Source organism: Microcoleus sp. F10-B2, from assembly GCF_036704965.1.
Taxonomy (GTDB): domain Bacteria; phylum Cyanobacteriota; class Cyanobacteriia; order Cyanobacteriales; family Microcoleaceae; genus Microcoleus.
In genome coordinates this window covers 91,369-117,005 of sequence record NZ_JAUBTB010000007.1, presented here as the reverse complement: position 1 = coordinate 117,005, position 25,637 = coordinate 91,369, and the positions used below count along the sequence as shown (strand labels likewise).

Here is a 25,637-nt window from a genome sequence, read left to right as displayed (position 1 = left end):
CTCAGTTTAAACTGATTGAAATATTGCTACCTGTGATACAATCAGAAAAATAAATCAGATTAGAACGGCTCTCCCGCGTATTTCCCTCTCTAATTACAACCGAAAGTCGGCGACGTAAGTTACAAAGATTTTTGGATTTCCCCAACTTAACTATTTCCTTAATTTGGTTCCCATTAATTACTTATTGGTTGACCAATTATTGCCGTCTGGGTCAAACTTTGTCAATCGCAATTGACCGCAGTCAATGGGGAGGCATTAATCTTTTTATGGTGACGCTAATCTGGGAAAAAAGAGCAATTCCATTATAATGGTCATTATTGCCAAAATTAGGAAACAGTAACTTGTCGGAACAAACTAAAAATTTACAGCAAGTTTTACCATTATTTTCTGAATATAAAGTCGTCGTTTTAGGAAACCGGGAATTTTGTTCTATTGACTTGGGAAACGGGCTTAATGAAAAAGGTGTGTACTTTTGTTTGAGACTAAAAAAAAATCATTGTATCGAAATAGAATATTTAATTTGGCGACGGTTAGATGAATGAGGAATAGTACCGATAACATCTTTATATTTGGCAGGAAAAAGAGTTAGAAAAACAGGCCAGACTGCGGGATTTGATGTGGCTTGTAAATGGAAAAAAACTCGGCAAAAAATCAAGCTAAAGAAGCTTGGTTTATTCTCACAAATGTAGGTTTATTACCAGCAACATACAGAATTTGGAGCCAAATTGTCAGCGAGCAGCTTTGAAGGGTATGTATTCTTAGATCGAATTAGCTGGGATAACTTTAATCGGAACTTACCCCGCACATAAGATTCATTTCTTCTGAAACCATTACAGGGCAAGACTTTCCTGGAGCGGGAAAATCAAGTACATGACTACAACTTTTTACAACCCTTATGTGGAGCGGGTTTGAGTTAATTTTATGATACAGCAATACTTTGGTTATAAATATTAAGAAAATCTTAAATACATGGCTACAAAATTGGAACTGCCAAATGGCTAAAACGAATACAGCTCAAAGAATACAGCCACCGAAACTACCCCCAGCAGGGGTAAGTTCCGTTTAATGAATCAGGAGACTTGATCGCCCAAATAGAATCCTTCAAAGAATTCACAGGTTATTATCCAGAATCAGTACATATTGACCAGATTTATCGGACGCTCTCTAACAGAGCATGGTGTAAAGAAAGAGGGATTAGGATGAGCGGTCCGCCTTTAGGAAGACGACCAACTCACATCAGTAAAGCAACAAAGAAACAAGCTAAAAAAGATGAAACAGACAGTCAAGCAATCGAAGGAAAATTCGGACAAGCGAAGCGCAAGTTTAATCTCGATCGAGTAATTGCTAAGCGTAGTAATACCTCCCAAACAGCGATCGGTATTACTTTTTTAGTCATGAACCTTGTGGCGGGATTAAGAAGATTATTGTTGCTTTTTTTGTGTCAATTTTTATCAAAAACAACTCGCGATCGCAGGCAGATTATAAATAATTATCCGTGAACGCCAGCAAAATAATAATAACTTAACTGAGGCACTTGCTTGAATCGGGCGATCGAACTTTTTTGGGGTTTCCTGTACTTATTCAGCAAGCCCTAATTAGGGAAAACAATGAATGAATAGAGTGGCTAAAAGCAGGAGCTATATTGTAAAAAAATGGTCAAAGCCTGATAGATTCGTATAGATTCGTTGGCGAATGGTACTGTGACACACTCGTGTCAGACATCCGCAAAAGTATCTACAGAAAGGATTTGGGAATTTTCGGAGATGTCTATTGAGAATGACAATATGCTGCGAAATCTACCAAAAATAATGGAATCCTTAGTGTATAAGGATTCCATCTATCGGAGCGGCGGGATTTGAACCCACGACCCCTACTACCCCAAAGTAGTGCGCTACCAAGCTGCGCTACGCCCCGACAGCTTTAACAGCTTAGCATAGAATTCCCGAAAAAGTCAAAAAACTTTAAAAACTTTTGCGGCCTGCACCAAACTCGGAACCGCAGCCGCAGGCCAAAAACCCTCGCACCTCCTGCCAGCATTCAAGATCAACTGCACGCTGTAAGTTTCGGGATAGCCTTCCACCTGGACCCACAGCAAGTCGCTTTCGGCTTCAATGGCGATTTTTTCCTCGTCCATTAACTCAGAGGCCATGTGACTCATTGTGCCGGCTAATTGCCCCAACAATCGGCAAAAATCGTTCAACTCAGCCTCCGTGAGTTCGATCGCCCAACCGTCGCCAGCTACCAAACCCTGAAACTCCTCCGCCTCCGGGTTCCATCCCAAACGCCATCCGCTACCCGTCTTAATTACACGTTCCACCATTGAAGGATTTTAGATTTTAGATTTTGGATTTTAGATTAGTAGGACTGACCCATAAATACGAAAGAAACTGGGTTTTTTACCCGTGTTAAAGGCTCAACAGCAGTATTTTCATAAAAAACCCGGTTTCTGCATCCCTGAGTATTACGGTAGCAACAACTTCGCATCTCCCGGCTGCGGCTGCGGTATTTCCGGGGAATTCGATCGCCCTTGTGGTTTTTCTCCCGCCGCCGGTGTGGGCCCACGCCCGGAATTCTCCGTAAAAACATCAACCAAAGCTTGAACCAAAGCATCCCGCTGTGCTCTATTTAACCTTTGAATAGCAGCACGATCCTGTTCCATTGGATTTGAGCGCAAAACGTCTTTTCCCGGATACACGCTTTCCACCAAATAATCGGGAGTCGCCCCCAAATAGTCAGCTAAACTCAACTTCCAATCAAAGCGGTAATTGGGCGGCCGTCCTTTGACAAATACGTGATATCGAATCAACCGCCCGACTAAAGTATTAGTAGGATCGACTTTTCCTGTTTCCTTAGAAATGTAGTTATTTTCGATCGGCAAATCCGGCAATTTTTCATACACCAATTTCCACGCATCTTGCACCCTCACTTGCGGCGGCGCAGATTGTTGAGCCACCCGCTGCACGGACGCAGAGTCAGAACTCTTCTGCTGCGAAGGTTCCAAAGCCGACATACTCAATTCGCCCGATTCCAATACCCAACTCAAAAGCGTGAAAATCGCCACAATCAAAGTAACGAACAGAAAACTTAAGCCCTGCTTTAATTTATTCACAGTTTTGACACTTTCAAACATAGAATAATTTCATAATCTTACGGCGATCGGAGTCATACTTTCTAATTTTATGAATTAGGAAAATCAACCCTGTTGGCAGCCTCCCGATTTTGTAAAAAGCGTTTTTTATAAGTGCGAGCTTCCGGCTCAGTTGCGTATATAAAATAAACCGAGTTTTTCGCGGAGGCGCGCCAGTCTAGTTTGAAAAAGTTTTGGGTTTTGAGTTGACAAAAATTGCTGGCAACTCTCCACTCAAAACCCAAAACTCCCGAAGTCTAGATATCTCCGATTATTTCCGGCTGAGTCAGTTCGTCCGACATCTCAAATATCGCCCGCATTACAGGTTTCATTTGATGGTCGTCCATATTGTCAAAATCTTCATAGCGACGGCGTTTTGCGCGGTTCGCCACCTGTACCGTAATCCGATAGCGGTTGGATGCAGCACCGATCAACTCTTCCGCCCGACGGGTTAGCTGAGTTGAATCGAAGGTTGGACGCTTAACCATGAGACTACCTACTTTATGTAATGTTACATTCTAGTCTAGTATGTCAAGATTAATAATTTATTAACTGAGTATCATTGCTTATGCAGGTAGCAACAGCCTATTCCTTTGGTCACTTGCATCGGGGAAATTCTCATCCCCTCAAATTGGTTGCTTTCGGTGACAGCTTAATCTACGGTTTCGGTGACGGTGTAGGCGGGGGTTGGGTGGAAAGATTGCGGCGCCAGTGGATGTTACCGGAGAGTGCAGGACACGTTTTATACAATTTGGGCGTTCGGGGCGATCGCACCTATCAAGTCTCCCAGCGACTCGAAAACGAGTTTCGCCACCGTGGCGAGCTCAGAAACCGCGTCCCGGATGCGATTATTCTTTCGGTAGGCCTCAACGATTCGGCGAGAGTGCAGTCGCCTACGGGGCGCAGCTACACTGAGTTTGAACATTTTAAAACTGTTTTGGATAATTTATTAGACACTTCCAAACAACTTTGTCCGGTGATATTTGTCGGGATGGTGCCGGTGGATGAAAGTAAAATGCCTTTTCAAGATTGTTTGTATTACAGTCATGCTGACCAATATCGATATAAAGAAGCAACGAAATTAGCTTGTCAGTTGCGGGGAATTCCCTATTTAGATATTTTTGATAAATGGGTAAATCGGGGCAGTGATTGGTGGCGATCGCGCCTGATTGCAGACGGGCTACATCCGAATGCAGCGGGGTATCAATCTTTATTTGAAGATGTGACAAGTTGGGAACCGCTAGCCTCCATTAGTCATTAGTCATTAATCAAATCGAGCGAGGGCGGGCACTCTTGGCACTGCCCCTACATAATACAGGTTCTGCATCCAGGACTGTATAAATTCAAGGTAGATAAGGGAGATAAGCAACATAAGGATTTTAAGGAATTTAAGCATTTTAAAATTCCCCAATCACCATAAAAATATTTATTTTAAAAGACCGTATCTTCCCCCCACAAAAAATAAAAACATTCAACAATGATTACATAACTGAGGAAAGAGCAAGTTCGGCAGAAATAAATCAGCCAATCAAAAGCTTACTTCTCCTCAATAAAAAACTTGTGTAAATTGGAGAATCAAAAATGTCTGTATTACATCGCATTAAATCCGGTACATCTGTTTTATTAACTCTGGGAACAGTTGCTGGAACCGCAGCGCCGATGCTAGTTCCCGCGCCTGCTTTTGCTCAGACAGCTTTTTCGGATGTTAATAATAACTACTGGGCAAAAGATTTTATTCAAGATTTGTCAGAAAGAGGAATTATCAAAGGATTTCCCGATGGCAGTTTTCGCCCGGATGCACCGGTAACGCGGGCTGAATTCGCGGCAATGGTGCGTTCTGTGAAAAAAGCCAAAAGTCGCGCTGCAGTAAGGTTTGCCGATGTTCCGTCTAATTTTTGGGCAAGCGGGGCGATCGCCGAAGCTTACGAAATGGGATGGATGTCTGGCTATCCCGGCAATGTTTTCAGGCCGGCACAGCAGATTCCTCGCGTTCAAGTTGTAGTCGCTTTAAATAACGGCATGGGCTATGAGCCTACGTGCGATTTTCAAGATGTTCTCAGCTACTATAATGATGCGGGTGAGATTCAAACTTATGCTGTCAAAAGTGTTGCTGCTGCTACTGAAAAACAGTTGGTTGTCAGCTATCCCAATCCTAAATCTCTCAAACCGAACAAATCAGCAACGCGAGCTGAAGTAGCTGCTTTTATCTATCAAACATTCGTGAGTACCAATCAAGCAAGAGCAATTAATTCTCCTTACATTGCCAAGATTGATGTTAGCGAGTCTGTTGCTGTGAAAATTCCCAGCGGCGTGACTATCCCCATCGAGTACACAAAAGGCAAGATTTTGCTCGGCCCCAATGACAAGTCTCCGATTACGCTGACTGTAGCTGCGGATATCACGGGCAATAACGGCCAAGTGCTGATACCGGAAGGCTCGAAAATTAGCGGCGAATTGCGATCGACTGCTTCGGGCGTTCAGTTTGTGGCTCAAGAATTAAGTATCATCAACGGCAGCAGAGTGCCTCTCAATGCGACTTCGCAACTGATTACTAGGAAAGAAACTGTTACCAAGGGCGTTAATGTTGGTAATCTGATTAAGAATACGGCGTTGGGTGCAGCAGCAGCGGCGGCGATCGCAGGTGTTACGGGCGATCGGGCGATCGCGACTGAAGAGGTGCTCGGCGGTGCGGGAATCGGGACTTTGATCGGGGTATTTTTGGGTCGAGATAAAGTCGATTTGTATGCTGTTAATCCCGACACCGATTTAGATTTGCTGTTGAATTCCGATTTGGTAGTTGGTACTGCCAGCACAGGCATTTGTAGCGCTCGATAGAGCCGATACTTGGAAATTTCCTCAAACCCCTCGCCTTGCAGGAGAGGGGCTTTAATGTGTGTATTTTACCTCGCTACAGGTACATCTAATCAAATAATTATATCAACTCCGGTAGCGTCAGAATTAATATTACTCACAGTCAGGACACGGCAGTGCCATGTCCCTACAATTAATGGGGGTAGGGACACGGCACTGCCGTGTCCTCGGTATCATTCCGATGCAACCGGAAACAATATTACCCAGGGAATTTTTTAAATTGTCAATTCCTACGGACATCCCAAACTTTCTCGGGTAGAAACTCCCGTCACGGGATTGACACCCTCTGCTTTCTCGCACAGGATACTCACTTGATAAGCGTCGATAATCGCGTCAGTAAAATCAGCCCCGGAAATTGCAGCGTCAAAAAACCGAGTTCGAGTCATAATTGCCTCTGAAAAATTAGCATTCGTCAAATTAGCGCCGTCGAATGTAACTCTATCTGCCAAAGCACCGGAGAGGTTGGCACCTGACAAGTTGGCATTCAGCAAAACTCCCTTAGTCAAAATCGCATTAGTTAAATCAGCACCTTGAAAATTGGTTCCCCGCATTTCCGCAGCGACAAATGTTCCCCCCGCTAAATCCGAGTTGGAAAAATCGCGATCGGACAAATTAATGTTTGTGTAATTAATATTTGTTTTCGGCAGGGCAAATGCCGGAGTAGCACTCAGCAGCACCCACGCACAAGCCAACACTAAACTTAAAACCAGGCTCAGGAAAATTCGGAAAACACTTTTCACAGATATTGCACTCATGGTAATTGACTCATGACTAATTAAAATCGCTTTACCCAATCCTCGCCGACGCGAAGTGTCAAGTCAGAATTGATTTCACCGGTAGAAGATGCTTCAATTTTACCGCCGCCTAACTCTTTTTGCAGTAGATTCGCTGCCTCTAAATCGCCTTGCTGAACAATAATTTGACTTTGACGCTGCTTCTCCGGCGAATCCTGCACTACAGATACATTAAAAAAGCCCTTTTTTGTGAGAAATTCACCAACGGTTTTGGCTGCTGTCGGTTTGCTAGAAGCATTTTGGACAGCTATTTTGAGGTTTTTGGGCAAAACGGACTCGGTTGGGTTGCGAAATCGTCCTTGTGCAAAATCCGGCACGCTCTGGTTGAAATATTGTGTCATAATGCGCTCCAGCCCGATCGCATCTACAATCCAATAACTCCTCAAATCGGCTTGTTCTGAACTAGAACGTCCAGGCAACATTACCATTTTAAAATTCTCTCGCTCCAATTGCAAACCGAAATTTGCCAGGGTCAATATTTCCTCATAATTTAGGTTTGTATCCACGTATTTTTGCATCAATCGAACAATTTGTGGCAAGCGCACCAATACTGATGGACTTGTGAGGCGGTTCCGAATAGCTTGAATTAAAGATTGCTGTCGCTGAATGCGGCCGATATCTCCTAAACCATCGTTGCGAAATCGAGCAAATTGTTCTGCTTGTTCTCCGTTGAGAGTTTGCCATCCCTTGGCTAAGTTTATTTTTAACTTTTGGGCGCTATCTGTATACGACATGGCGCGAGGTACAAATACCTCAATTCCGCCCACTAAATCGACTAATTCCCGAAACGCATTGCTGCTGACTCGCACGTATCGTTCTATTTTCGTATTGTTCAGCATACTGCTAACCAATCGCGTCGCCAAAGCTGCTCCTCCCCTGGCATTGGCTTCGCTAATTTTGCTGAAGCTAATTCCGGGAACTTCGACTTTAGTATCTCGCGGAACAGAAAGCAAACTAATAGATTTATCTCTAGGATCGAGGTGGAATAAGAGGATTGTATCGCTGCGACCGTTAAACATCTTAGGGCCATTGGCTGCTGCTTCCGGCACGCGGTCAATTCCCAATATCAAGATATTAACTGGCCGCGACAGGCGGTATCCAGAGCGGTTGGAGGATAGATAGTCAAAGCCGGTAGCCTCTAATACTCTATTGATAATTGGCGGTTCTACGGGAGCTAACAGAGCGGTAATTGCCCCCATTGTGGCAGAGATTGCCGCTGTGAAAACTAGGAAAAATAGCCCCACTATATACAGGAATAACTTAGGCTTTTTTCTAGATGTTCTATCGACTGGTTTAACAAAGTTTCTTTTAAAAATTGACAAGTTTTTCATTGACTTGCTGTTGATTATTGCAGTTTTTCAGCTTTGCAGTAAAACTTGGGCGGTGCTTCTGGAAAGTATTTGAACATAGCCGGACACAGCCAGCCTTCGAGATTTTTGGATTCCCACCGATACCAGTTACCGCCGTATTCTGCTTTCAACCACAGCATTTCTGCTTGATATCCGGGAAATGGATTGGCTGAAAATAAAAGTCGGAAACCTTGAGCGGCATTGGGAATGTCTGCGACAAGCGCGTTAATCATTTCGGGGACGCCCTGAACAAATGGTTCTCGGACAAGTCCGACTCGCTCGTCGTCAAAAACCCAGGTGTACTGTTCGCGATAGGGGTAAATTACCATCATGGCATTGGACATGGTATTCGCCTCTTTTGATTTCGTTTGTTTTGTCTGCGAAAATGCAAGTGTTGATACATTATATTCTGTGGCGCGGAAGTTGTGCGCTATCCAATTTGACAACCCTGTTTTAACTTAGGAAATTTTGCCAGTTATTTACAAACTTTATTCGGCTTGGGCGGATTGGCGAAGTCTAGGGCGATCGGGCTTTAAAAGCATTTTTTGAATTTGGGGATTTTAGGTAAATTGTAGCTATTTTAAAGATGGTTAAAGGTGATTTTTTGCAGGAGTTTTCGCTTTAATTGTACCTGTTTTTATACCATTATTACGTTTGTAGTAAGCAATGCAAGTCCTTATTCATTCCTGGGGAGAGGACGGTGCTCTCACTACGAACCTATGACTGTTTTTAGTTGGGTGTTACAGCAGATTCTACGTTTATGAAGTACACCCGCCTATCGTTCGATTCCCGTAGGAACACGGCACTGCCGTGTCCCTACACTCCATAAACCTGGAATATGCTGTATGTTTTTTGGGTGGAATACCCAGGTCAAATTCTCGTCAGCTCAACCAGCGCCTTAGCCAAATATTGATACTGTGGCAAAGTATTGTACAACTGAGCCGAAATCCTCACCAACTGCTTACTAGCATTCGGCCAAGGAATCACCGGAACTTCTATTTTAAAAATCTCCCACAGCGCCTCTTGCAAAGGTGGAATTCCTCCCTTTGCAACCTCATCAGACTGGCCGTCTGCCAGAGGCACAACAGCCATCGAACCCACCATTTCATCAGGACAAGGCAGCACCAAATCTAATTTGTCCGCCAATATTTTTCTCCCCGCCAATGCTAAAGCATGATTCTTTGCCCTCAATTCCGGCCAGCCGCCGCTCAACAAAGAACCCATAAAATCAATAGCTACAGGTACGCACAAATAGGGGCTAGGATCGACTGTGCCCATCCAGTCAAATTCTAATTGAAAGCGCGATTTATCAGCGCGCGGCGAGTTAGCACCGTGACTGATCGTAGTTGGGCGAATGGCATTTTGCTTGTCGCGCCGCACGTACAAAAAGCCCGCACCTTTGGGCGCGCACAGCCATTTGTGGCAATTTCCGGTATAGTAAGCCGCGCCAATTTCATCTAAATTCAGTGCTACCATTCCCGGCGCGTGAGCTCCGTCTACCAATACATCCACGCCACGGTTAGCTAACTCACCAACTAACTGTTTGATGGGAAATATTAAACCTGTTTGGCTGACAACGTGGTCTAATAATGCTAACTTTGTTTGTGGTGAAACGCACTTAATTATTGCTTCAATAATTTGGTCGGGTGACTCAATGGGAAAGGGAACTTCTGCTACTATTACTTTAGCGCCTGTACGCTCGGCTACAAAATTAAGTGTATTGCGGCAAGCGTTGTATTCCTGATTTGTAGTTAGCAATTCGTCGCCCGGAGAAAAACAGAGCGATCGCAAAACTGCATTTACTCCTGTCGTCGCATTCGGCACAAACGCCAAGTCCTCGTCAGCCGCACCAATAAATGCTGCTAACTGATTTCTCGCATTGTCCAACAAGGGTTCAAATTCCCGCATTAAAAAGCGCAAAGGTTCTCTTTCCAGTTGTTCCCGAAAAGCGGTTTGCGCTTCCAGTACGGGAATCGGACAGGCCCCAAAAGAGCCGTGATTGAGGAAAGTTATATTGCGATCGAGCAACCAATATTGGTTAATCATTAGTAATTAGTAATTAGTAATTAGTCATTAGTCATTAGTCATTAGTTAGTCAACCGTCAACAGTCAACCGTCAACAGTCAACCGTTACTCATTTTACCTTTTAATTGCTCAAACTCTTCTAATGTATTGCAATTCGATAACATTAGTGCTTCTCGTTCCCCTACAGGTAGAGGGATGGCGGGGATTTGATTTAACCAAACTTGAAAGGAACGTCCACCTTGGTCAATAAAACTTTGCAAACTGGGCAGAGATTGTTGGCGGTAGAAGCCGCACAAAGGCTCCCAGCGCGAATTTTGATAAGGCACAACTGCTAAAGTAGATGGGGGAAACTCGGTTAACTGACTTGCCCAATTTTGAATAATCTGGGCATCCAACAAAGGCAAATCGCAAGCTAACAGTAAAATCCACTCGGCAGCAATTTCTGTCAATCCCTGAGTCAATGCAACCAAGGGCCCGGAGCCCGGATTGTACTCTACCAGAAATTGGGATGTTTCGGTTAAGGTCGATCGATAGCGATCGGGCCAAGCAGTCAGAACATAAACTTTGGGGGTTACAACTGCGGCAACTTCCAACGCCCGCTGCAATAGGGATTTGCCCTCAATTTCCAGCATAGCTTTATCCCTACCCATCCGCGAACTTTGACCGCCTGCAAGCACAATTACAGCAATTTGATGATTAGTCATTAGTCATTAGTCATTAGTCAGTAGTTATCGCAAGAATTGCCTGTTTTGAACAGGCAAGATGCCTCTTCCACAATAATTATTGGAGATGTCTAGTAGTCAGTAGTCAGTAGTCAGTAGTTAACGGTCAGGGAGCATCTCACTTTTGCAGTTAAGCTAGAAATTGGAGTTTTAAGGCAGGAGGCAGGAGGCAGGAGGAAAGAGGAAGAAGGAAAGAGGAAGAAGGAAAGAGGAAGAAGGAAGGAGCCAGAAGAAGTGTTTTTACAAATATGAGATGCTCCCAACGGTCAACAGTCAACGGTCAACTCAAAACACTAACGGTTTTGCTAACTTCCTCAAGTTTTTGCACGACTTGACCGCTACTCAATAAAGTTTCTGCCTCAATCAAACCGGAGTTCATATCCAAACAAACTCCGCTGCGCCACAGATAAAAGCCGCCGTTCCAGATAGCGGACTGCATCAATTCCGATGGTTTTCCCAGCAATACTTCCTGCATATGTTTGAATAACTCAGGTCCTGATTGAAAGGCCGGATTTGTGCTGCTAAAACCGTAATCTCCGTGGGCCAAAAGCACTCGCTCGAACTCAGCGTCCGGCTTAGCAATGCCGATAATCGCAGTACGATCGCGCGGCAAATCGCAGCTTCCCTCCAATCCTTTGACTGTGGTATAATTTTTGATTCCCCGCAACTCAAAAGCTTTTTGAAACATACCTTCTGTGGGCGGGTGGACGTAGCCGGAGATGACGTTAACGTCGCCGGCACAGGGACACCAGATCAACTCCATTGTCGAAAAAGGCGGCCGTTTGCCGATTTCGCGGCGGTAGGGAACTAAAGCGGCGGCTTGAGGAAAATGCTTGGGAAGGTAAACAAAACCCAAACCCGTATTGTCAAAAACTTGCTGGACTTTTTCTAAACTGAGTTTTCCCCAATTCACTCCCAAACCGCGCCAAATTTCAATCAGGGGAATGCCTTCTTTCGTTGGCATGGTATCCCCCCCGTGCATGAGAGTGGGGACGCCAGAGGCGGCTAAAATTAGGGCTGTTAAAGGGCTAATTGGAGCCGTGCGCGATCGCCCGTCGTAAGCAACGCCAAACACGGCGACGGTAGAGACGGAAAACCCTTTTTCTCGGTTTGGGGGGGCAAGCACAGGGCCCAATTCTTCATAAGCATCGAGCATTCCGGCTAATTCTTCCCCAGTGGGCCGTTTAATGCGGTGGGCAATCATAAAAGCTCCGATTTGAGCCGGTGTTGCTTCCCCCAGCAGCATCATCCGCGTGGCTGCTGCTGCTTCGGAACGAGTTAAGTTTTCTCCTGTGTGTACTCCGCTGCCAATTTTTCGCAGCAATTCTCTAAATGCGTCACTCATAACTTTTGAAGTTGGTAATTGGTAAGGGGTAATTGGTAGTATTTGAACCGTTTTAAATTTAAATTTCAGAACTATCTATTCAAAATTATCGAATTATACCAGTTCCCAAAAAGAAGGCAATTTTTGGAAATATCCAAACCCTTATTTCATCAGTCATTCCCAATCTAAAATCTAAAATCTAAAATCTAAAATGGTATTAACTGCCTGATTTTTCTAGCTTGATTACATCAAGTGGCGGCACAAATTCGCGTACCAGATTCCAGAAATGGGCGATCGGCGGAATTTGCATTCGATCGTGAGTTGTCACCAACACCACTTCGCGAGTCCAAGTGGGATCGGCGGCCAATTGACCGATCGCCGAAACCTTGGAATTTGAGCGCTCTTGGGCGATCGACCGCACTGCTAAAGTGCGATCGGTTTTCGCCTCCACCAAAGCTGAATGCGGCAGCAAAGCAATCAATTCTCCCTGTCGCACCACACCCCGAAAAGCATCAAGAGTGTTGAGTTCCAAAACAGCATGAAGTTTAGCACCGATGCGTCCAAATTGTTCTTGCACCATCCGCTGCATTCCGTACCCGTCCTTAAACACCACTTGCGGGTAACAAATCAATTCCGGCCAAGGTACTCGTTCGTACTGAGCCAGGGGATGACCCGCCGCCATCAACACCTCGATCGGCTCATTGTAGAGCACCTCAACCAACATTTCCGGGGCTTGAGTAAAATAGCGGTTGTTCATCACCACCGCGATGTCCACCAAACCGTCTTTGAGGACTTTTAGGGCTCTATCGCTCCCGAGGGAAGTCACCCGCAACTGCACGTCTGGATAGTCGCGGCAAAACTTTTGCAGCACAGGCGGCAAATAAGCAGCGCAAACCGAGTGAATCGCAGCCACGCAAAGTTCTGGCTGCTTTCCCGCCAGTAAGTCTCCCAATTCTTCTGCTGCATTTTGCCAAGTCTGACAGATTTTGCGAGCGTGAGGCAGCAGGCATTCCCCTCCCACAGTCAGCTTCGCGTGGGCCGTGCGGTGAAACAGCGACAAACCCACTTCCGCTTCGAGCCCCTGCACTTGACGGCTGATAGTCGATTGGGTAACGCCGCACTTCCGGGCAGCTTGCTGAAAGCTACCGGTTTCAGCAACTGAAAGAAATGCTTGAAGCTGCTCTAAGCGCATGGATGTTTAATTCGAGATGGTTTCAGACATTTTCCTCGAAGATCATCAGTGACATTAACCGATTTACTAGAAGAATTTAGTAGACGTTGATACACGTACAGATTAGTTTTGATTCCGGAGCGATAAAAGCGCAGGCATTAGCAATTTACACTCCCCCGCAAGACAGATGCGGGGATATTTGGCTGTTTTTTTGTGTATAAACTAGGAATTAGCGAATCAGCAACAAAAGTGCAACTGCGATCGAGCGCACACGAAAGCCGAAATGCTGGAATTTCTTAAGATTATGTTATTTAACCACAATTTTATTCTGCAAGGTGGATGTTGCCAGTGGCAAACCCAGTTGATGGGACTGCACGCGGTCAGCGATTTGTTAATTGCCTTGGCTTATTACTCAATTCCAGCAATTCTGACATACTTGGCCCGGAAGCAGCGAGACGTGCCTTTGAGCAAGGGGTTTCTCTTATTGGGAGCCTGGTTTTTCTGCGGCGGGACAACTCATTTGATGCAAGTTTGGATGCTGGTGCATCCCAGCTACTGGCTGTCAAGTTCGATCGCGGCCGTTACCGCTATCATCTCTCTGTGGGCTGTAGCGGAACTGATACCCTCGCTTTCTCAAGTGTTGGTTTTGGCTGGGGCGGCCTCGGGAGCAGGAAATACGGCGCTGGGAACTCAAAAGGTCGATCGACTGCAAGCCGGCTCTGTTATTACAAATTCCGTCGCCCCCCCCACAACCGAACTCCAGCAAATTAACCAGCAATTGCTTGCAGAAATAACGCAGCGCGAGCGAGTCGAAGAACTCCTGCTTGACGCTTTAGGCAAGCTGCAAGAAAGTGAAGAACGCTTCCGCGTTTTTCAGGAATTATCTCTAGACGGATTTAACGTGTTTCGCAGCATTCGCGACGAATCCACAATTGTGGATTTTGAATGGGAATACGTCAATCCCGCAGCGGCAAAAATGCAACACCGCACCCCTGAAGAATTAATCGGCAAGCGATTGCTGCAAGTGCTGCCCGGCCATAAGGATAGCAGTTTGTTCGACCGTTACGTGCAAGTTCTAGAAACAGGAAATCCCCTCGATACTGAAATTTATTACAACAGCGAAGGCATTGTCGGCTGGTTTCGGGTTATGACCGTTAAATTGGGCGACGGCATTGCTATTTCTTTTGGCGATATTAGCGGGCGCAAGCAAGTAGAAGCATCCCTGCGCGAGGCGCTGCAAAAACTCACTTCTCATTTTGAAAATACTCCCCTAGCGGTGATAGAGTGGGATGAAAATTTTCGGGTCAGCCGGTGGTCGCCAGCAGCCCAGAAGATTTTTGGGTGGGAAGCAGCAGAAGTTTTAGGCAAGCATTTTAGCGAATGGAACTTTATTTGTCATGGCGATTTTGAAGATGTACAGTCGGCAATTTATAGTTTAAAAAAACCACGCGATCGATGTAATGTAGTTTGCAACAGCAATTATACTAAGGGCGGTTCGCTGGTACACTGCGAATGGTACAATTCGGCTTTTTACAGCGATTCGGGACAGTTGATATCGGTGCTGTCTCTGGTTTTGGACGTGACGGAACGCTTTAAATTTATGGAAGTGCTGCGACAGTCTGAAGAGCGGTTTCGGATTGCGGCAGAAAGTGCCAGCGATTTGATTTACGAATGGGACATCGAGACCGGGATCGTGCTGTGGTTCGGTCACGTAGACGAACATTTGGAGTACGAAAAAGGCGGATTTCCGAGGACGAGAGCAGCTTGGAACAGTATCTTGCACCCGCTCGACCGCGATCGAGTCCTGGCCGCGGTCGAGCGGTATTTGAGCGCGCCAGACAGTTCTGCGGCCCCATTTTTTCAGGAATACCGCGTGCAGTGCCAGCGGGGCGGCTTGCTCCACTGGATCGATCGGGGCAAAGCAGTGCTTGACAAACAAGGCAATCCCTACAAGTGGATCGGCGTGATTAGCGACATCAGCGATCGCAAACAGGCCGAAGAACAGCGGAATCTAGCGTTGGCGCGGGAACAGGCAGCCCGCCGCGAAGCCGAAGCCAGCGAACAGTTGTACCGCGTCCTCGCTGAAGCCATCCCGCAAATAGTTTGGACTGCCAGAGCCGACGGCTGGCTGGACTACTACAGCCGGCGCTGGTTTGAATATACTGGCTTGACGCTGGAGGAAACTCAAGGCTGGGGGTGGCAGCTAGCCTTGCATCCAGATGACGTGGAAGATGCCGTAGAACGCTGGAAGACCTCGGTGCAGACGGGGAATACTTACGAGGTGGAATACCGCTTTAAACGGGCATCTGACGGGGCTTACCGCTGGCATTTGGGTCGGGCATTGCCCGTGCGGGACGCTGAAGGGAAAATTCTCAAATGGTTCGGGACTTGTACTGATATTGACGATCGCCAGCGATCGGCCCAAACAGCCAATTTTCGCGCTCGCTCCTTGGCTTTGCTGTCGTCGGCTTCCCTGGATTACGAGGAGGCGCTGCAAGGTTTGGCAGATTTAGCAGTACCGGGGCTGGGCGATTGGTGCTGCGTGCATTTGATCGAGACGGACGGCTCGATCCGCTTGCAAGCAGTTGCTCACTCCGATCCGAGCAAAGTCGCTCTGCTGTGGCAAATCGACCAGCGCTTGCCACTAGATCCCCAGGGACGGCACGGAGTAGCAAAGGTGCTGCGGACTGGAGAGTCGAAGCTCTACCCGGAAATACCGGACTGGGTGATCGAGGCGGTTGTGCCGGACAGGGAACTGCTGTTGGTGCTGCGAGCCCAGGCGCTGTCGGCAATCTGCGTGCCGCTGATCGCTCGCGGGCGGACGCTGGGAGCGATTTCGCTGCTGTGCGGGGAGTCCGGCCGCCGCTGCGGGGAGGGGGATTTGCTGTTGCTGGAGGATTTGGCGCGGGATGCGGCGGTGGCGATCGACAATGCGCGGCTTTACCGGGAAGCAGCCCTGGCCAACCGGATTAAAGATGAGTTTTTGGCAACGCTTTCTCACGAGTTGCGGACGCCTCTGAACGCGGTTGTGGGCTGGGCTCAGATACTGCGGCAGCGCAAGTTGACTCCGGAAAAAACGGCTGTGGGTTTGGAGACTATTGAGCGAAACGCGCGGTTGCAGACTCAGATGATTGAGGATTTGCTGGACGTTTCTCGGATTGTGAGCGGCAAAGTGTGTTTGAATCTGTGCCCGGTGGATTTGGCACGGATTGTAGAAACGGCCGTGAAGGCGCTGAGCCCTGATGCTGAAGCTCGGGGAATTGAATTGCTGAGTTTTTACGGCGAAGGGGTGAGCTTGGTGAGGGGCGATGCTACTCGTTTGCAGCAGGTGGTGTGGAATTTGCTCTCGAATGCTATTAAGTTTACGCCGCCGTCGGGCCGCGTGGAAATCAGGCTCTCGGAGGATGGGGAACCGGGAGCGGCAGGTGGCGCTATGTTGTCTGGGCCGTCTCCGGTTCACTCTGTTTCGATCGCCGTCAGCGATACGGGAATTGGCATCAGCAAGGAGTTTTTACCGTTTGTGTTCGATCGCTTCCGCCAAGCTGACAGCACTTCTACGCGCCATTACGGCGGGCTGGGACTGGGATTGGCGATCGTCCGCCATCTCGTGGAACTCCACGGCGGCACTGTCTGGGCCGAAAGTCCCGGGGAAGGACTCGGCTCGACTTTCGGAGTGCGGCTGCCAATTGAGCCCAGCTAAAGTTTTGATTTTTCAGTTATCGAGTTCAAAATTCAATATTTAAGTTCTACGTAAGGTGCTTATGGCGCACCCTATATTTAAATGTTCTCCGCAAATCCGCTCGCTCTTAATTTTATTGCCATTCTTGCAGGGCGATCGCAATTCCCTGTTTTAATTTTGGTTCGAGACTCTCTTGGTTAACTAAAATTTCTAATTGCTGTCTGGCCTCAATAGCATTTAGCTGTTTGAGCGCAGCCGTACAGTGCAGCCTGATGCTGTTATCGGCATCTGCTAACAGTTGAATCAGCACATCTAGCGCTCTAATATCTCCTAATTGCCCTAACCCTAAAGCTAAAGATTGTTTGATTGCAGCAGACTGCACGGCGGGATGATTGCTTTCGAGTAAATCGAGCATAATTTCTGCGACTTTGGCTTTTAATTCCGGCTTTTCCACTCGCCCTAAAACAGTGACAATCTCTTGACAAATAGGAGAGTTTGTGTTTTTTAATTCGGCAATTAAGGTTTGCTGCAAATATTCTAAAGCGGCTGCGGTTTCCATCCAGCTTAGGGCGCGCACAGTTTCGATTTGCAATTCAACCGGAGTTGTGGGCGATCGCAGCAATTCAAATAAAGCAGCCGCTGCAGCATCGGTTTTCACTCGCCCGATCGCGATCGCCGCTTGCTGACAAACTTCTAATCGGATGTCCGAAAGCAAAGGTTTGAGCAAGTTCACTAAATCTAATTCTGCGTCTAAATAGGCGCGCGCGCCGAGAGCTCGCACGGCTTCTTTTCTAACTGCTGTCGCCGGATCTTTGAGTGCTGCTATCAGTACCGGCGGGATGCGGGAGTCGTGAAAGCTGCTCAGGGCCTCGATTGCGTGCGCGCGCACCGCAACTTGAGAGTCTCCGACTACGCTCAACAGCGGTGGGATGGTTTCGGTGCGCCGAATTTGGGCGAGTGCTGCTGTTGCAAACTGTCGCGAGTCTTGTTGCTGCAAGAGAGTTGCTAGGGATTCTATTGCTGTCGGGCCCAAATTCCCTAGGGTTTCGGCGGCGATTTGGCTCAATTCTTCGTCGGAATTTTTGACCAATTCTACTAAAGCTTGAATCACTTCCGGGCGATTCCCTACGGGATAGCTACGCTTCACGAACTTTCCGAGAATGCGGGCGGCGAACCACCGGGATTCGGTGTCAGCGTCTTCGTCTTCGAGCACGGCAATTAAAGGTGCGATCGCGCCATTTCCCAGATTCGGCAATACTTTAGCAATTTCCCAGCGGTCTTGAAAATCCCCCCATTCCAAGGCTTGTATTGCTAAACTGACAGCTTGCTCTAAAATGTGTTGTTCCTGCGGCTTGCTACCGTCGGCTGTCACTTGCTGCAAGCATTCGACTAACAAGGGCCAGTTTTGGCGATCGGCAGCGACTTGCGCTTCTTCTAAAAAATTAGACATAATTTTAGTTTTACTTCTTTAAAGAGCTAGGTAGAGGGCAGCTAGCGGAAAACGCAAGATACTTTTTAGCAATCTTTTGTTACAATTATCCATTTTTTGACATTTTTGTCAATCCAGCATAATTGGTAAAATCGAAATCAAGGATTAATTTGATCCAGTTAAGCCATCAAGCTATACTTTTGGTAATTAAAAACACTGAATATTCCCCATTAAAAATCAACAAATGAAGAAAGCTCTACTTTTAGTAAACCAGCACTCCCGAAAAGGGCAAAAGCTATTATCTCAAACCACTGTAGAATTAGAAGCACTGGGTTTTGAGTTAATTGTAGAATCTACCGACCACGCCCGCGAACTTCCCGACACAATTCGCCGCTACCAAAATCGAGTTGAATTAGTAATAATCGGCGGTGGCGACGGCACTCTCAACGCTGCCATAGAAGGTTTGATAGACACCAAGTTACCCTTGGGTATTTTGCCCATGGGAACAGCTAACGACCTAGCACGCACTCTGGGAATTCCTACAAATTTATCCGCAGCTTGTCAAGTAATCGCCAGCGGTAAAGTTCGGCTCATAGACTTGGGTTGGGTGAACGGCAAGCATTTTTTTAATGTGGCAAGTTTGGGATTGAGCGTGGAAATTACCCAGCGGCTGACTAAAGACGTAAAGCAGCGTTGGGGAGTTTTAGCTTATGCTTTTACTGCTTTGCAGACAATTTTTTCAGCGCGACCGTTCCGAGCAGAAATTAGGGTTGACAACCAATCTTTTCATGTTAAAACTATTCAAATTGCCATTGGCAACGGTCGCTATTATGGGGGTGGCATGACAGTTGCCGAGGATGCCACAATCGACGACAGGCGACTGGATTTGTACAGTTTGGAAATAAAAAAATGGTGGGAAATCATTGCTTTGCTGCCGGCCATGAGGCAAGGAAATCATACGAGTTGGCCTAACGTTCGCGCCTTGCACGCTCAAGAATTTGAGGTTAATACTAGCAAACGCCGTCCGATTAATGCCGACGGTGAAATCACAACTCACACGCCTGCAACATTCCGAGTGATTCCCCAAGCTTTAGCAGTTATATCTCCTTCATAACTCATGATTTATATAATTATCTTGTGTGGTGGAACAGGCCGGAAAGCCTGTTCATATATTAGCCACGGGCAAGATGCCCGTGCCACAATTAATTAATTAATTAATCAATTATCTTGTGTGGTGGAACAGGCCGGAAAGCCTGTTCATATATTAGCCACGGGCAAGATGCCCGTGCCACAGTTAATTAATCAATAAATTATCTTGTGTTGTGGAACAGGCCGGAAAGCCTGTTCATATATTAGCGCATCTTGCCTGTTCATGTATTCGCCACGGGCAAGATGCCCGTGCCACAATTAATCACTTAATAATCGCCTCCAGCGCCGTATTGCCACGCTTCAATTAATCGGTGCAAATAGTATTGCTGTTCGGGTGCTAAATTTTTTACCTGCGGTTCTACGGCTTTCCCCACAGGCTGCAATCCCGTATAAATTCCTAAATTCACATAATGAACCATCCAATCGAGCAAATTAGCTATTCCTACCTGCGGGATAATTTTCATAACTAATCCGGGATGGCTAATTGCTGTTTTAAACAAGGTTTTTGACAAAGCCGGAAACAGCACGATATCCTGAAGAAACGGTTTGAGTACAGGTTCTCCCAACTCTTCCATAACCTGAAATACTGCCGCCAAAAGTTGATTGATTTGATTGGGGTCTATTTTTTGATTCATCGCAGCACTCATCGAACGCTGAAACAACCAGGTGACAGATAGATTCGGCTGGTAGGGTTGCAAAAGTGCCAGGGAATTTTTGTCGAGACTGTCGCTTGTCAAAGCTTCGTCAATTCCTAGAGTCAATCGTTTGAGGTGGCGCACCATTGCCCCGAAACCGCCGAAGCTGAGGGGAGATTGGCTACCGCTGCTGTCTCCGACTGGGAGTATGCGATTCCAAGGGGTTTTTAGAGGACTTTGGCGATAGCAGGGGAAGAATCCGTAGAGTGCTCTTTGGAATTTTAACTGTTCGATTTCGACGTTTTGATATTGGGGAAGCAAGCGCAAATAGTCTTCAAATAATGTTTCTAGACTGAATCTTTCTGTGTCGGCGTCTATGTAGGTAAATAAGTAGGTGGTGCGGCCGTCTCTGGCTGGAAATGCTTCCCAAAAATATTGGCACTGATTTTGCATGGGGGTGAAGGATGCAAATATGTCGCCAGTGTCGTTTTTGGGAAATCCTCGAGCGCAACTGCCGACTACTAAACATACGGCGTCGGGTTTTTTTCCTTGTCTTGCTTGGCGGACAATGGGGGAAAAATGTCCCATTGCATCTAAAAATAATCTGGTTTTAAATATTTTTGTAGCTGATTTTTCGTCGGTACTTGCCGATTCTACCAAGACTCCATCAGGGTGAATTGTTGCTTTTTTAAATGGTGTATTTTCAAATAGTTTTCCTCCTGCTTTTAGGAATCGCTGTTTGAGGGTTTCGAGGAGGTAAACTGGATCTATTCCGATGTTGAGTACGCCAGAAATCCAGATATCTGGGGTGTTGGCAAAGCTGATGCGGGCTGGGTTGTATTCGGTGGCTATGGCTTTTTCTATCTCTGCAACAGATAGCAGATTTAGTTCTAAGAATGCGTCTAATTCTTTGCGAGAAATGTTCCATTCTTGCTCGCGTCCTCGCAGGATACCGCGTTCGAGCAAGGCTACTCGCCAACCCCGCAGGACTAAGGCTGTACCGATTAATATTCCTAGGGTTCCGCCGCCGATAACTATGTCGAAGTCGAGGGTTTCTAGGGGTTGTTGGCTGTGCTTGACTGCTTGGGGTGCTGGTGCAGTGTTTTGTTTGAGGTTTTCCCAGAGTCGATCGACTTTTCTCAGGCCTCCCAGGGCGTCTCCTGGCAGTTGGGAGAGGATTTGTTCGGTGAGGGACATCGGGTTTTAATATTGAAGAGTGGTGGATTTTATCTAATTTAGCTTACATCAACACTTCCCACAGTTTCAGGGCTGACGCATGGGGGTTATAAACCCGGTTTCTACGAATTTTGCGACGAGGAACCAGAAGTATACGAAGAAACCGGGTTTTTGAGGTCGCGAGTGCGTAAGCCAACTGAGTTTTTATCATCACACAGAGAAACCCGGTTTCTGAAACAACCGGGTTTCTCGTTGGTCAGTCGGGAGAATTATCTTCAATCAGCCTTGCTTAATTCTTCAACTCGCAGCCGATCGCACAAAATTCGCTCGCACACAATAGCACCCGTCTCCGCACTCCTGCAAACTTCTAACTGAGCTTCCGGCAACGCTTCAAACAAAAAACGCTCTCCCGGAAAAACCGTCCTCTCAAAATACCAATTAGGAATATTAGTAATCCGAGCAATTTGCACTTTGTTAGTATTATTAAGATACCAACACAAAATGCGCGCCTCACGTTCGGAAATTACCTGATTCATTGTAAAATTCATGTTTTTAACTTGTTGGTGAAATTGTGCGATCCATCGACTACTGGCATAAGCTCAATATAGCATATTACCAGTTAAAACAAAATTTATTCAACATTTTTTTGTTAATTAATAAATGATCCCGAGGAAACATTGGCGCATTCCACCTGTTCCCAAGAAGGTGCAAAAGCAGGCCTTGCTAAAGTGCAAGATTTCCATCCTGCCCTAACAGGTGCGTTCAACAATTGACAGTGACCGACTGAACCTCTTGACTGTTGGTAATGACCGCAAAAATTACACTTGGAAGCCGGATTGCAAACGCGATCGCTAATTACAAGGCAGGGCTGGTTTTGGGTTTGGTTACGCTCGATAGTTAAAGTATTCATTAAATTACTTTTTAAATGTTCAGTCTTAAGTATGACGGCTTGAGTGCAGTCGTGGCGTCTATCTCAAGGCTTAGTTCGCCTTTAAGTTTTGTTGAGGGATCGATATAAAATATATTATTTTTGAGACGATCGAGCTAGGGAGCAATTGAATTTCCTTTCATCGTATTGGCGGCCCCGGCTTTAGGGTCGATCGCGCTTGCCTGGGGGTATACTTCCTCAGACAGAGCTAATTATCCTCGCCTAACTTGCTAAACAAATCGGCTAAAATTGTATTAGAAAATAAAAAACCTTCGGGATCGCTTAACCTCAAATTTCCCGAAAGCGGCAGTTTCGCGGCCTCACCTAAAGTTGCGTGAAGCGGAGCTATCCCGTAGGGAATCGTCCTATCCTCCGTCATAATTTCCACCCATCCTTGCTGCCAGTAGGGCTGCAAACAACGCCAAATTTTATCAACCGTTTGTTGAGTAAACTTTTCAGTCAGCCGCGACAGGCTAACTCCTTCTGCTAAACGCAAGCCTAGCATCAGGGTTTCTAACAAAACGTCATTTTCTGAGACTTGAAAATTTTGCTCAATTGCTGGGTAAATATCCGGCTGGGTTTCCCCTCCAAGTTTTGGGGTAGCAGGGGAATTGAGGCGAGAGATCGATCGCACCCACTGATAATATTCTTGAGTTTTGCGAGGCCTTGTTAGCCTCCGGCCTTCCACGTAACTCGCCGCCCCCATGCCCAAGCCGTAATAAGGGCGATTTTCCCAATAAACGCGGTTGTGGCGGCACTGATAGCCATCGCGAGCGTAATTAGAAATTTCGTAATGTTCGTAGCCAGCACCAGTCAGAATTTCCCGCGCCAAACGGTACATTCCAGCAGCGGTTTCATCTGCTGGCAGCGGCTGCGCGCCTGCTTCAAAGTAGCGCCCGAAAGCAGTTCCCTGCTCAACAATTAAGTCGTAACTCGACAGATGAGTCGGGCTAATTTCCACCGCCGATGTTAGGGAAGCTTCCCACTGTTCTAAAGTTTGGTGCGGTAGTCCCGAAATTAGGTCTAAACTGAAATTGACAATACCAGCCGATCGCACTATTTCCACTGCTTCAAAAATATCAGCGACAGAATGCGATCGCCCGCAAGCTTGCAGCAATTCATCCTGAAAAGCTTGCACTCCCAAACTAACTCGATTTACTCCCGCCGCTGCATATCCCCGCAACTGTTCTAAAGTAAACGTACCCGGGTCTATTTCTATAGAAATTTCTGCCCCAGCAGCAATGCCAAATTTGCCGTCGAGAGTCTCTAAAATATTGCTCAACTGACTGACAGAAAGCAGCGAAGGCGTGCCGCCGCCAAAAAAAACTGTTTTCAGAGATGCGCCTAAATTTTTAGTTTCTTCAATTTCTTGACACAGTACGGCAACGTATTGGACTATGGTGCCGGAATTCTCGCCATTTTTGCGATCGCCCACCACAAAAACCGGAAAATCGCAGTAGTAACAGCGGCGGCGACAAAAAGGTATGTGCAAGTAAGCCGAACTGGGAATGCCGGAATTTGCCGCTTGCACACTTTTTTTTAATTCAAATGTTAAATAATCTGTGGTAGGGTTCATTACATCTGACGCCGAAAGCGCCACTTCAAATCTAAAGTTTTAATTAAACCATCATGAATAATTATGTATATTATGACATTTTCTTACCAAAAAAGCGCTGCGAACGATCGGCTCTTTACTGTTTAACCTTGTACTGGTTGCCAGCGGCAGCAATTCCCGAACAGCTCGCAGGGCGGTCTATTGACACTTATTGCCCGGACTCGGCGGGGCGGGCTAAATGCCGATCTGCTCGATCGCACAGCCCGCACAGGGTACAACCGCGAAATATAAGTTTATGAAAATTCCTCAGTATATATAGCGATATCCGACCGCAACTAGGAAAAAACTATCAGCACTGGAAAGATATAATGTGAATACATTCATTAACCTAGAACTAATGCTAGACGCAATCATAATTATCTCATTCATAATCGCAGGCGGAGGCATCGGCTATTACGGAGTCGAACTGCTGCCGAGCAATCTGCTGCAGCAAGTTACAAATATACAAGGCTTAAGTTCTGTACTAGGCTCCTTTGGAGCATTAATCGGCTTCGTGATGGGATTAGTGGCTCAAACAACCTACCGCCGGCTGGAAAAACAAGTCCGCGATATGCCGGTGGAAATGCTGCTGACGCGGGCGATCGGCTTAATCATCGGACTGCTAGTAGCGAACTTAATGCTGGCTCCGCTTTTTCTGCTGCCAATTCCCCGCGAGTTCGGCTTCATCAAACCTCTAGTCGCAGTCTTGGGAAGCGTCATGTTCGGCTTCACAGGCGTAAGTTTGACCGACACCCACGGCCGCGCTTTCTTACGGCTGATCAACCCCAAAACCTTAGACACGGTGTTGGTAGCCGAAGGTACCTTCAAACCAGCCAGTGCCAAAGTTGTCGATACTAGCTGCATTATTGACGGCCGGATTGAAAACCTGCTAGAAACAGGTTTCCTCGAAGGTCAAATTATCGTGCCGCAATTCGTGTTGCAAGAACTCCAACTGGTAGCTGATTCAGCCAACGATCAAAAGCGAGTGCGCGGGCGCCGCGGCTTAGATGTACTCAACCGCATCAAAGAAACATATCCAGAACGGATTCAAATTCACTCGGCTGACTACGAAGATCTTGCCACAGTCGATGCTAAATTAGTCCGCTTCGCCTTGGATATCGACGGCATTTTGCTCACCAACGATTACAACTTGTCGAAAGTAGCTACCGTCCAAAAACTGCCGGTTTTGAATATCAACGATTTGACTCATGCGGTGCGCCCGACTTATTTGCCGGGAGATACGATCGAACTAAAAATCCGCAAAGAAGGCAAAGAACCCTCTCAGGGAATCGGTTACTTGGATGACGGCACAATGGTTGTCGTAGAAGCCGGCAGCAGCTATGTCGGCGGCGAAGCCCGAGTCGTAGTCACCAGCGCCCTGCAAACTAGCGCCGGCCGCATGATATTCGCCCGCCCTCAAGAGTCCGTTATTGTTTGAAACTGAGTAACAATGCCCAGGCCAATCAGAATCAAATATTGCGATCGTTGTTCCCAATCTGCCCCGACTCTCTACCGCGCCCGGTATGACGAGTCGGGGCAGTGGTTTTTTTTGTGTCTTAAATGTTGGGAATCGGTAAGTCAAAACAATCCTTTTTACTTCTACGGCGGCACTTGGAAAGCCACCAAGAAAAAATAGCAATTACTAAGAAATGAGAATTAAATAA

The 25,637-nt window shown here is 46.7% G+C and carries 19 protein-coding genes, 1 tRNA gene and 1 pseudogene; 6 read left to right on the top strand and 15 right to left on the bottom strand.

What is annotated here, in order from left to right; all coding sequences use genetic code 11:
- Window positions 1-1,061 precede the first annotated feature (1,061 nt).
- Window positions 1,062-1,499, top strand: a pseudogene (locus QUA99_RS04710) (transposase); the annotation flags it as partial.
- A gap of 341 nt (window positions 1,500-1,840) precedes the next feature.
- On the opposite strand, the gene QUA99_RS04705 reads toward QUA99_RS04710, so the two are convergent.
- The 4 genes from QUA99_RS04705 to QUA99_RS04690 all read right to left on the bottom strand — a co-directional run bounded on the left by QUA99_RS04705 (window position 1,841) and on the right by QUA99_RS04690 (window position 3,615).
- Window positions 1,841-1,914: transfer RNA gene (locus tag QUA99_RS04705), tRNA-Pro, on the bottom strand.
- A gap of 37 nt (window positions 1,915-1,951) precedes the next feature.
- Window positions 1,952-2,320: a DUF1818 family protein gene (locus QUA99_RS04700; RefSeq protein ID WP_333243229.1), complete on the bottom strand. Its 369-nt coding sequence runs from the start codon at window positions 2,318-2,320 to the stop codon at window positions 1,952-1,954.
- A gap of 141 nt (window positions 2,321-2,461) precedes the next feature.
- A complete protein-coding gene (locus QUA99_RS04695) occupies window positions 2,462-3,130 on the bottom strand; it encodes a hypothetical protein (RefSeq protein WP_333243232.1) in 669 nt (222 codons plus the stop codon).
- Window positions 3,131-3,384: 254 nt separating this feature from the next.
- Window positions 3,385-3,615: a DNA-directed RNA polymerase subunit omega gene (locus tag QUA99_RS04690; RefSeq protein WP_172188796.1), complete on the bottom strand. Its 231-nt coding sequence runs from the start codon at window positions 3,613-3,615 to the stop codon at window positions 3,385-3,387.
- An 80-nt stretch (window positions 3,616-3,695) separates the two neighbouring features.
- On the opposite strand from QUA99_RS04690, the gene QUA99_RS04685 reads away from it, so the two are divergent.
- Both QUA99_RS04685 and QUA99_RS04680 read left to right on the top strand, forming a co-directional pair.
- A complete protein-coding gene (locus tag QUA99_RS04685) occupies window positions 3,696-4,388 on the top strand; it encodes a GDSL-type esterase/lipase family protein (RefSeq protein WP_333243235.1) in 693 nt (230 codons plus the stop codon).
- Window positions 4,389-4,708: 320 nt separating this feature from the next.
- Complete coding sequence (locus QUA99_RS04680; protein ID WP_333243238.1) at window positions 4,709-5,962, top strand: S-layer homology domain-containing protein; 1,254 nt, start codon at window positions 4,709-4,711, stop codon at window positions 5,960-5,962.
- Between the two features lie 266 nt (window positions 5,963-6,228).
- Here the strand turns inward: QUA99_RS04680 and QUA99_RS04675 are convergent, their stop codons facing one another.
- The 7 genes from QUA99_RS04675 to QUA99_RS04645 all read right to left on the bottom strand — a co-directional run bounded on the left by QUA99_RS04675 (window position 6,229) and on the right by QUA99_RS04645 (window position 13,404).
- Window positions 6,229-6,753, bottom strand: a complete 525-nt coding sequence (locus QUA99_RS04675; RefSeq protein WP_333243240.1) for a pentapeptide repeat-containing protein — start codon at window positions 6,751-6,753, stop codon at window positions 6,229-6,231.
- 20 nt (window positions 6,754-6,773) lie between these two features.
- Complete coding sequence (locus QUA99_RS04670) at window positions 6,774-7,991, bottom strand: LCP family protein (protein ID WP_445250980.1); 1,218 nt, start codon at window positions 7,989-7,991, stop codon at window positions 6,774-6,776.
- Between the two features lie 146 nt (window positions 7,992-8,137).
- Complete coding sequence (locus QUA99_RS04665) at window positions 8,138-8,485, bottom strand: DUF6717 family protein (RefSeq protein WP_015175132.1); 348 nt, start codon at window positions 8,483-8,485, stop codon at window positions 8,138-8,140.
- 526 nt (window positions 8,486-9,011) lie between these two features.
- Entirely contained in the window at window positions 9,012-10,187 is a 1,176-nt protein-coding gene (locus QUA99_RS04660; protein WP_333243246.1) for an aminotransferase class V-fold PLP-dependent enzyme, read from the bottom strand.
- Window positions 10,188-10,264: 77 nt separating this feature from the next.
- On the bottom strand, window positions 10,265-10,870 hold the full coding sequence (locus QUA99_RS04655; protein ID WP_333243249.1) for a molybdenum cofactor guanylyltransferase: 606 nt from the start codon (window positions 10,868-10,870) through the stop codon (window positions 10,265-10,267).
- A gap of 298 nt (window positions 10,871-11,168) precedes the next feature.
- Window positions 11,169-12,233 (bottom strand): anthranilate phosphoribosyltransferase family protein, encoded by a 1,065-nt coding sequence (locus QUA99_RS04650; RefSeq protein ID WP_333235475.1) that lies wholly within the window; start codon window positions 12,231-12,233, stop codon window positions 11,169-11,171.
- A gap of 196 nt (window positions 12,234-12,429) precedes the next feature.
- Window positions 12,430-13,404 carry a LysR family transcriptional regulator gene (locus QUA99_RS04645; protein ID WP_333235473.1) on the bottom strand — a complete coding sequence of 325 codons (975 nt, stop codon included), beginning with the start codon at window positions 13,402-13,404 and terminating at the stop codon, window positions 12,430-12,432.
- Between the two features lie 262 nt (window positions 13,405-13,666).
- Here QUA99_RS04645 and QUA99_RS04640 point away from each other — a divergent pair, with 262 nt between their 5' ends.
- Window positions 13,667-17,083, top strand: a complete 3,417-nt coding sequence (locus QUA99_RS04640; protein WP_333343178.1) for a PAS domain S-box protein — start codon at window positions 13,667-13,669, stop codon at window positions 17,081-17,083.
- A gap of 112 nt (window positions 17,084-17,195) precedes the next feature.
- Here QUA99_RS04640 and QUA99_RS04635 read toward each other — a convergent pair whose 3' ends face one another.
- Window positions 17,196-18,512, bottom strand: a complete 1,317-nt coding sequence (locus QUA99_RS04635) for a HEAT repeat domain-containing protein (RefSeq protein ID WP_333235471.1) — start codon at window positions 18,510-18,512, stop codon at window positions 17,196-17,198.
- Window positions 18,513-18,735: 223 nt separating this feature from the next.
- Between QUA99_RS04635 and QUA99_RS04630 the strand changes: the two genes are divergently transcribed.
- On the top strand, window positions 18,736-19,605 hold the full coding sequence (locus tag QUA99_RS04630; RefSeq protein WP_333235470.1) for a lipid kinase: 870 nt from the start codon (window positions 18,736-18,738) through the stop codon (window positions 19,603-19,605).
- A gap of 301 nt (window positions 19,606-19,906) precedes the next feature.
- On the opposite strand, the gene QUA99_RS04625 is transcribed toward QUA99_RS04630, so the two are convergent.
- The 3 genes from QUA99_RS04625 to hemW all read right to left on the bottom strand — a co-directional run bounded on the left by QUA99_RS04625 (window position 19,907) and on the right by hemW (window position 23,955).
- Window positions 19,907-21,472, bottom strand: coding sequence for an FAD-dependent oxidoreductase (locus tag QUA99_RS04625; protein WP_333235469.1), 1,566 nt, complete (start codon window positions 21,470-21,472; stop codon window positions 19,907-19,909).
- Window positions 21,473-21,726: 254 nt separating this feature from the next.
- A complete protein-coding gene (locus tag QUA99_RS04620) occupies window positions 21,727-21,999 on the bottom strand; it encodes a DUF1830 domain-containing protein (RefSeq protein WP_333235468.1) in 273 nt (90 codons plus the stop codon).
- A gap of 588 nt (window positions 22,000-22,587) precedes the next feature.
- Window positions 22,588-23,955: a radical SAM family heme chaperone HemW gene (gene hemW, locus QUA99_RS04615; protein WP_333235467.1), complete on the bottom strand. Its 1,368-nt coding sequence runs from the start codon at window positions 23,953-23,955 to the stop codon at window positions 22,588-22,590.
- A 376-nt stretch (window positions 23,956-24,331) separates the two neighbouring features.
- Between hemW and QUA99_RS04610 the strand changes: the two genes are divergently transcribed.
- Window positions 24,332-25,411 carry a PIN/TRAM domain-containing protein gene (locus QUA99_RS04610; protein ID WP_333235481.1) on the top strand — a complete coding sequence of 360 codons (1,080 nt, stop codon included), beginning with the start codon at window positions 24,332-24,334 and terminating at the stop codon, window positions 25,409-25,411.
- The last annotated feature ends 226 nt before the right edge of the window (window positions 25,412-25,637 follow it).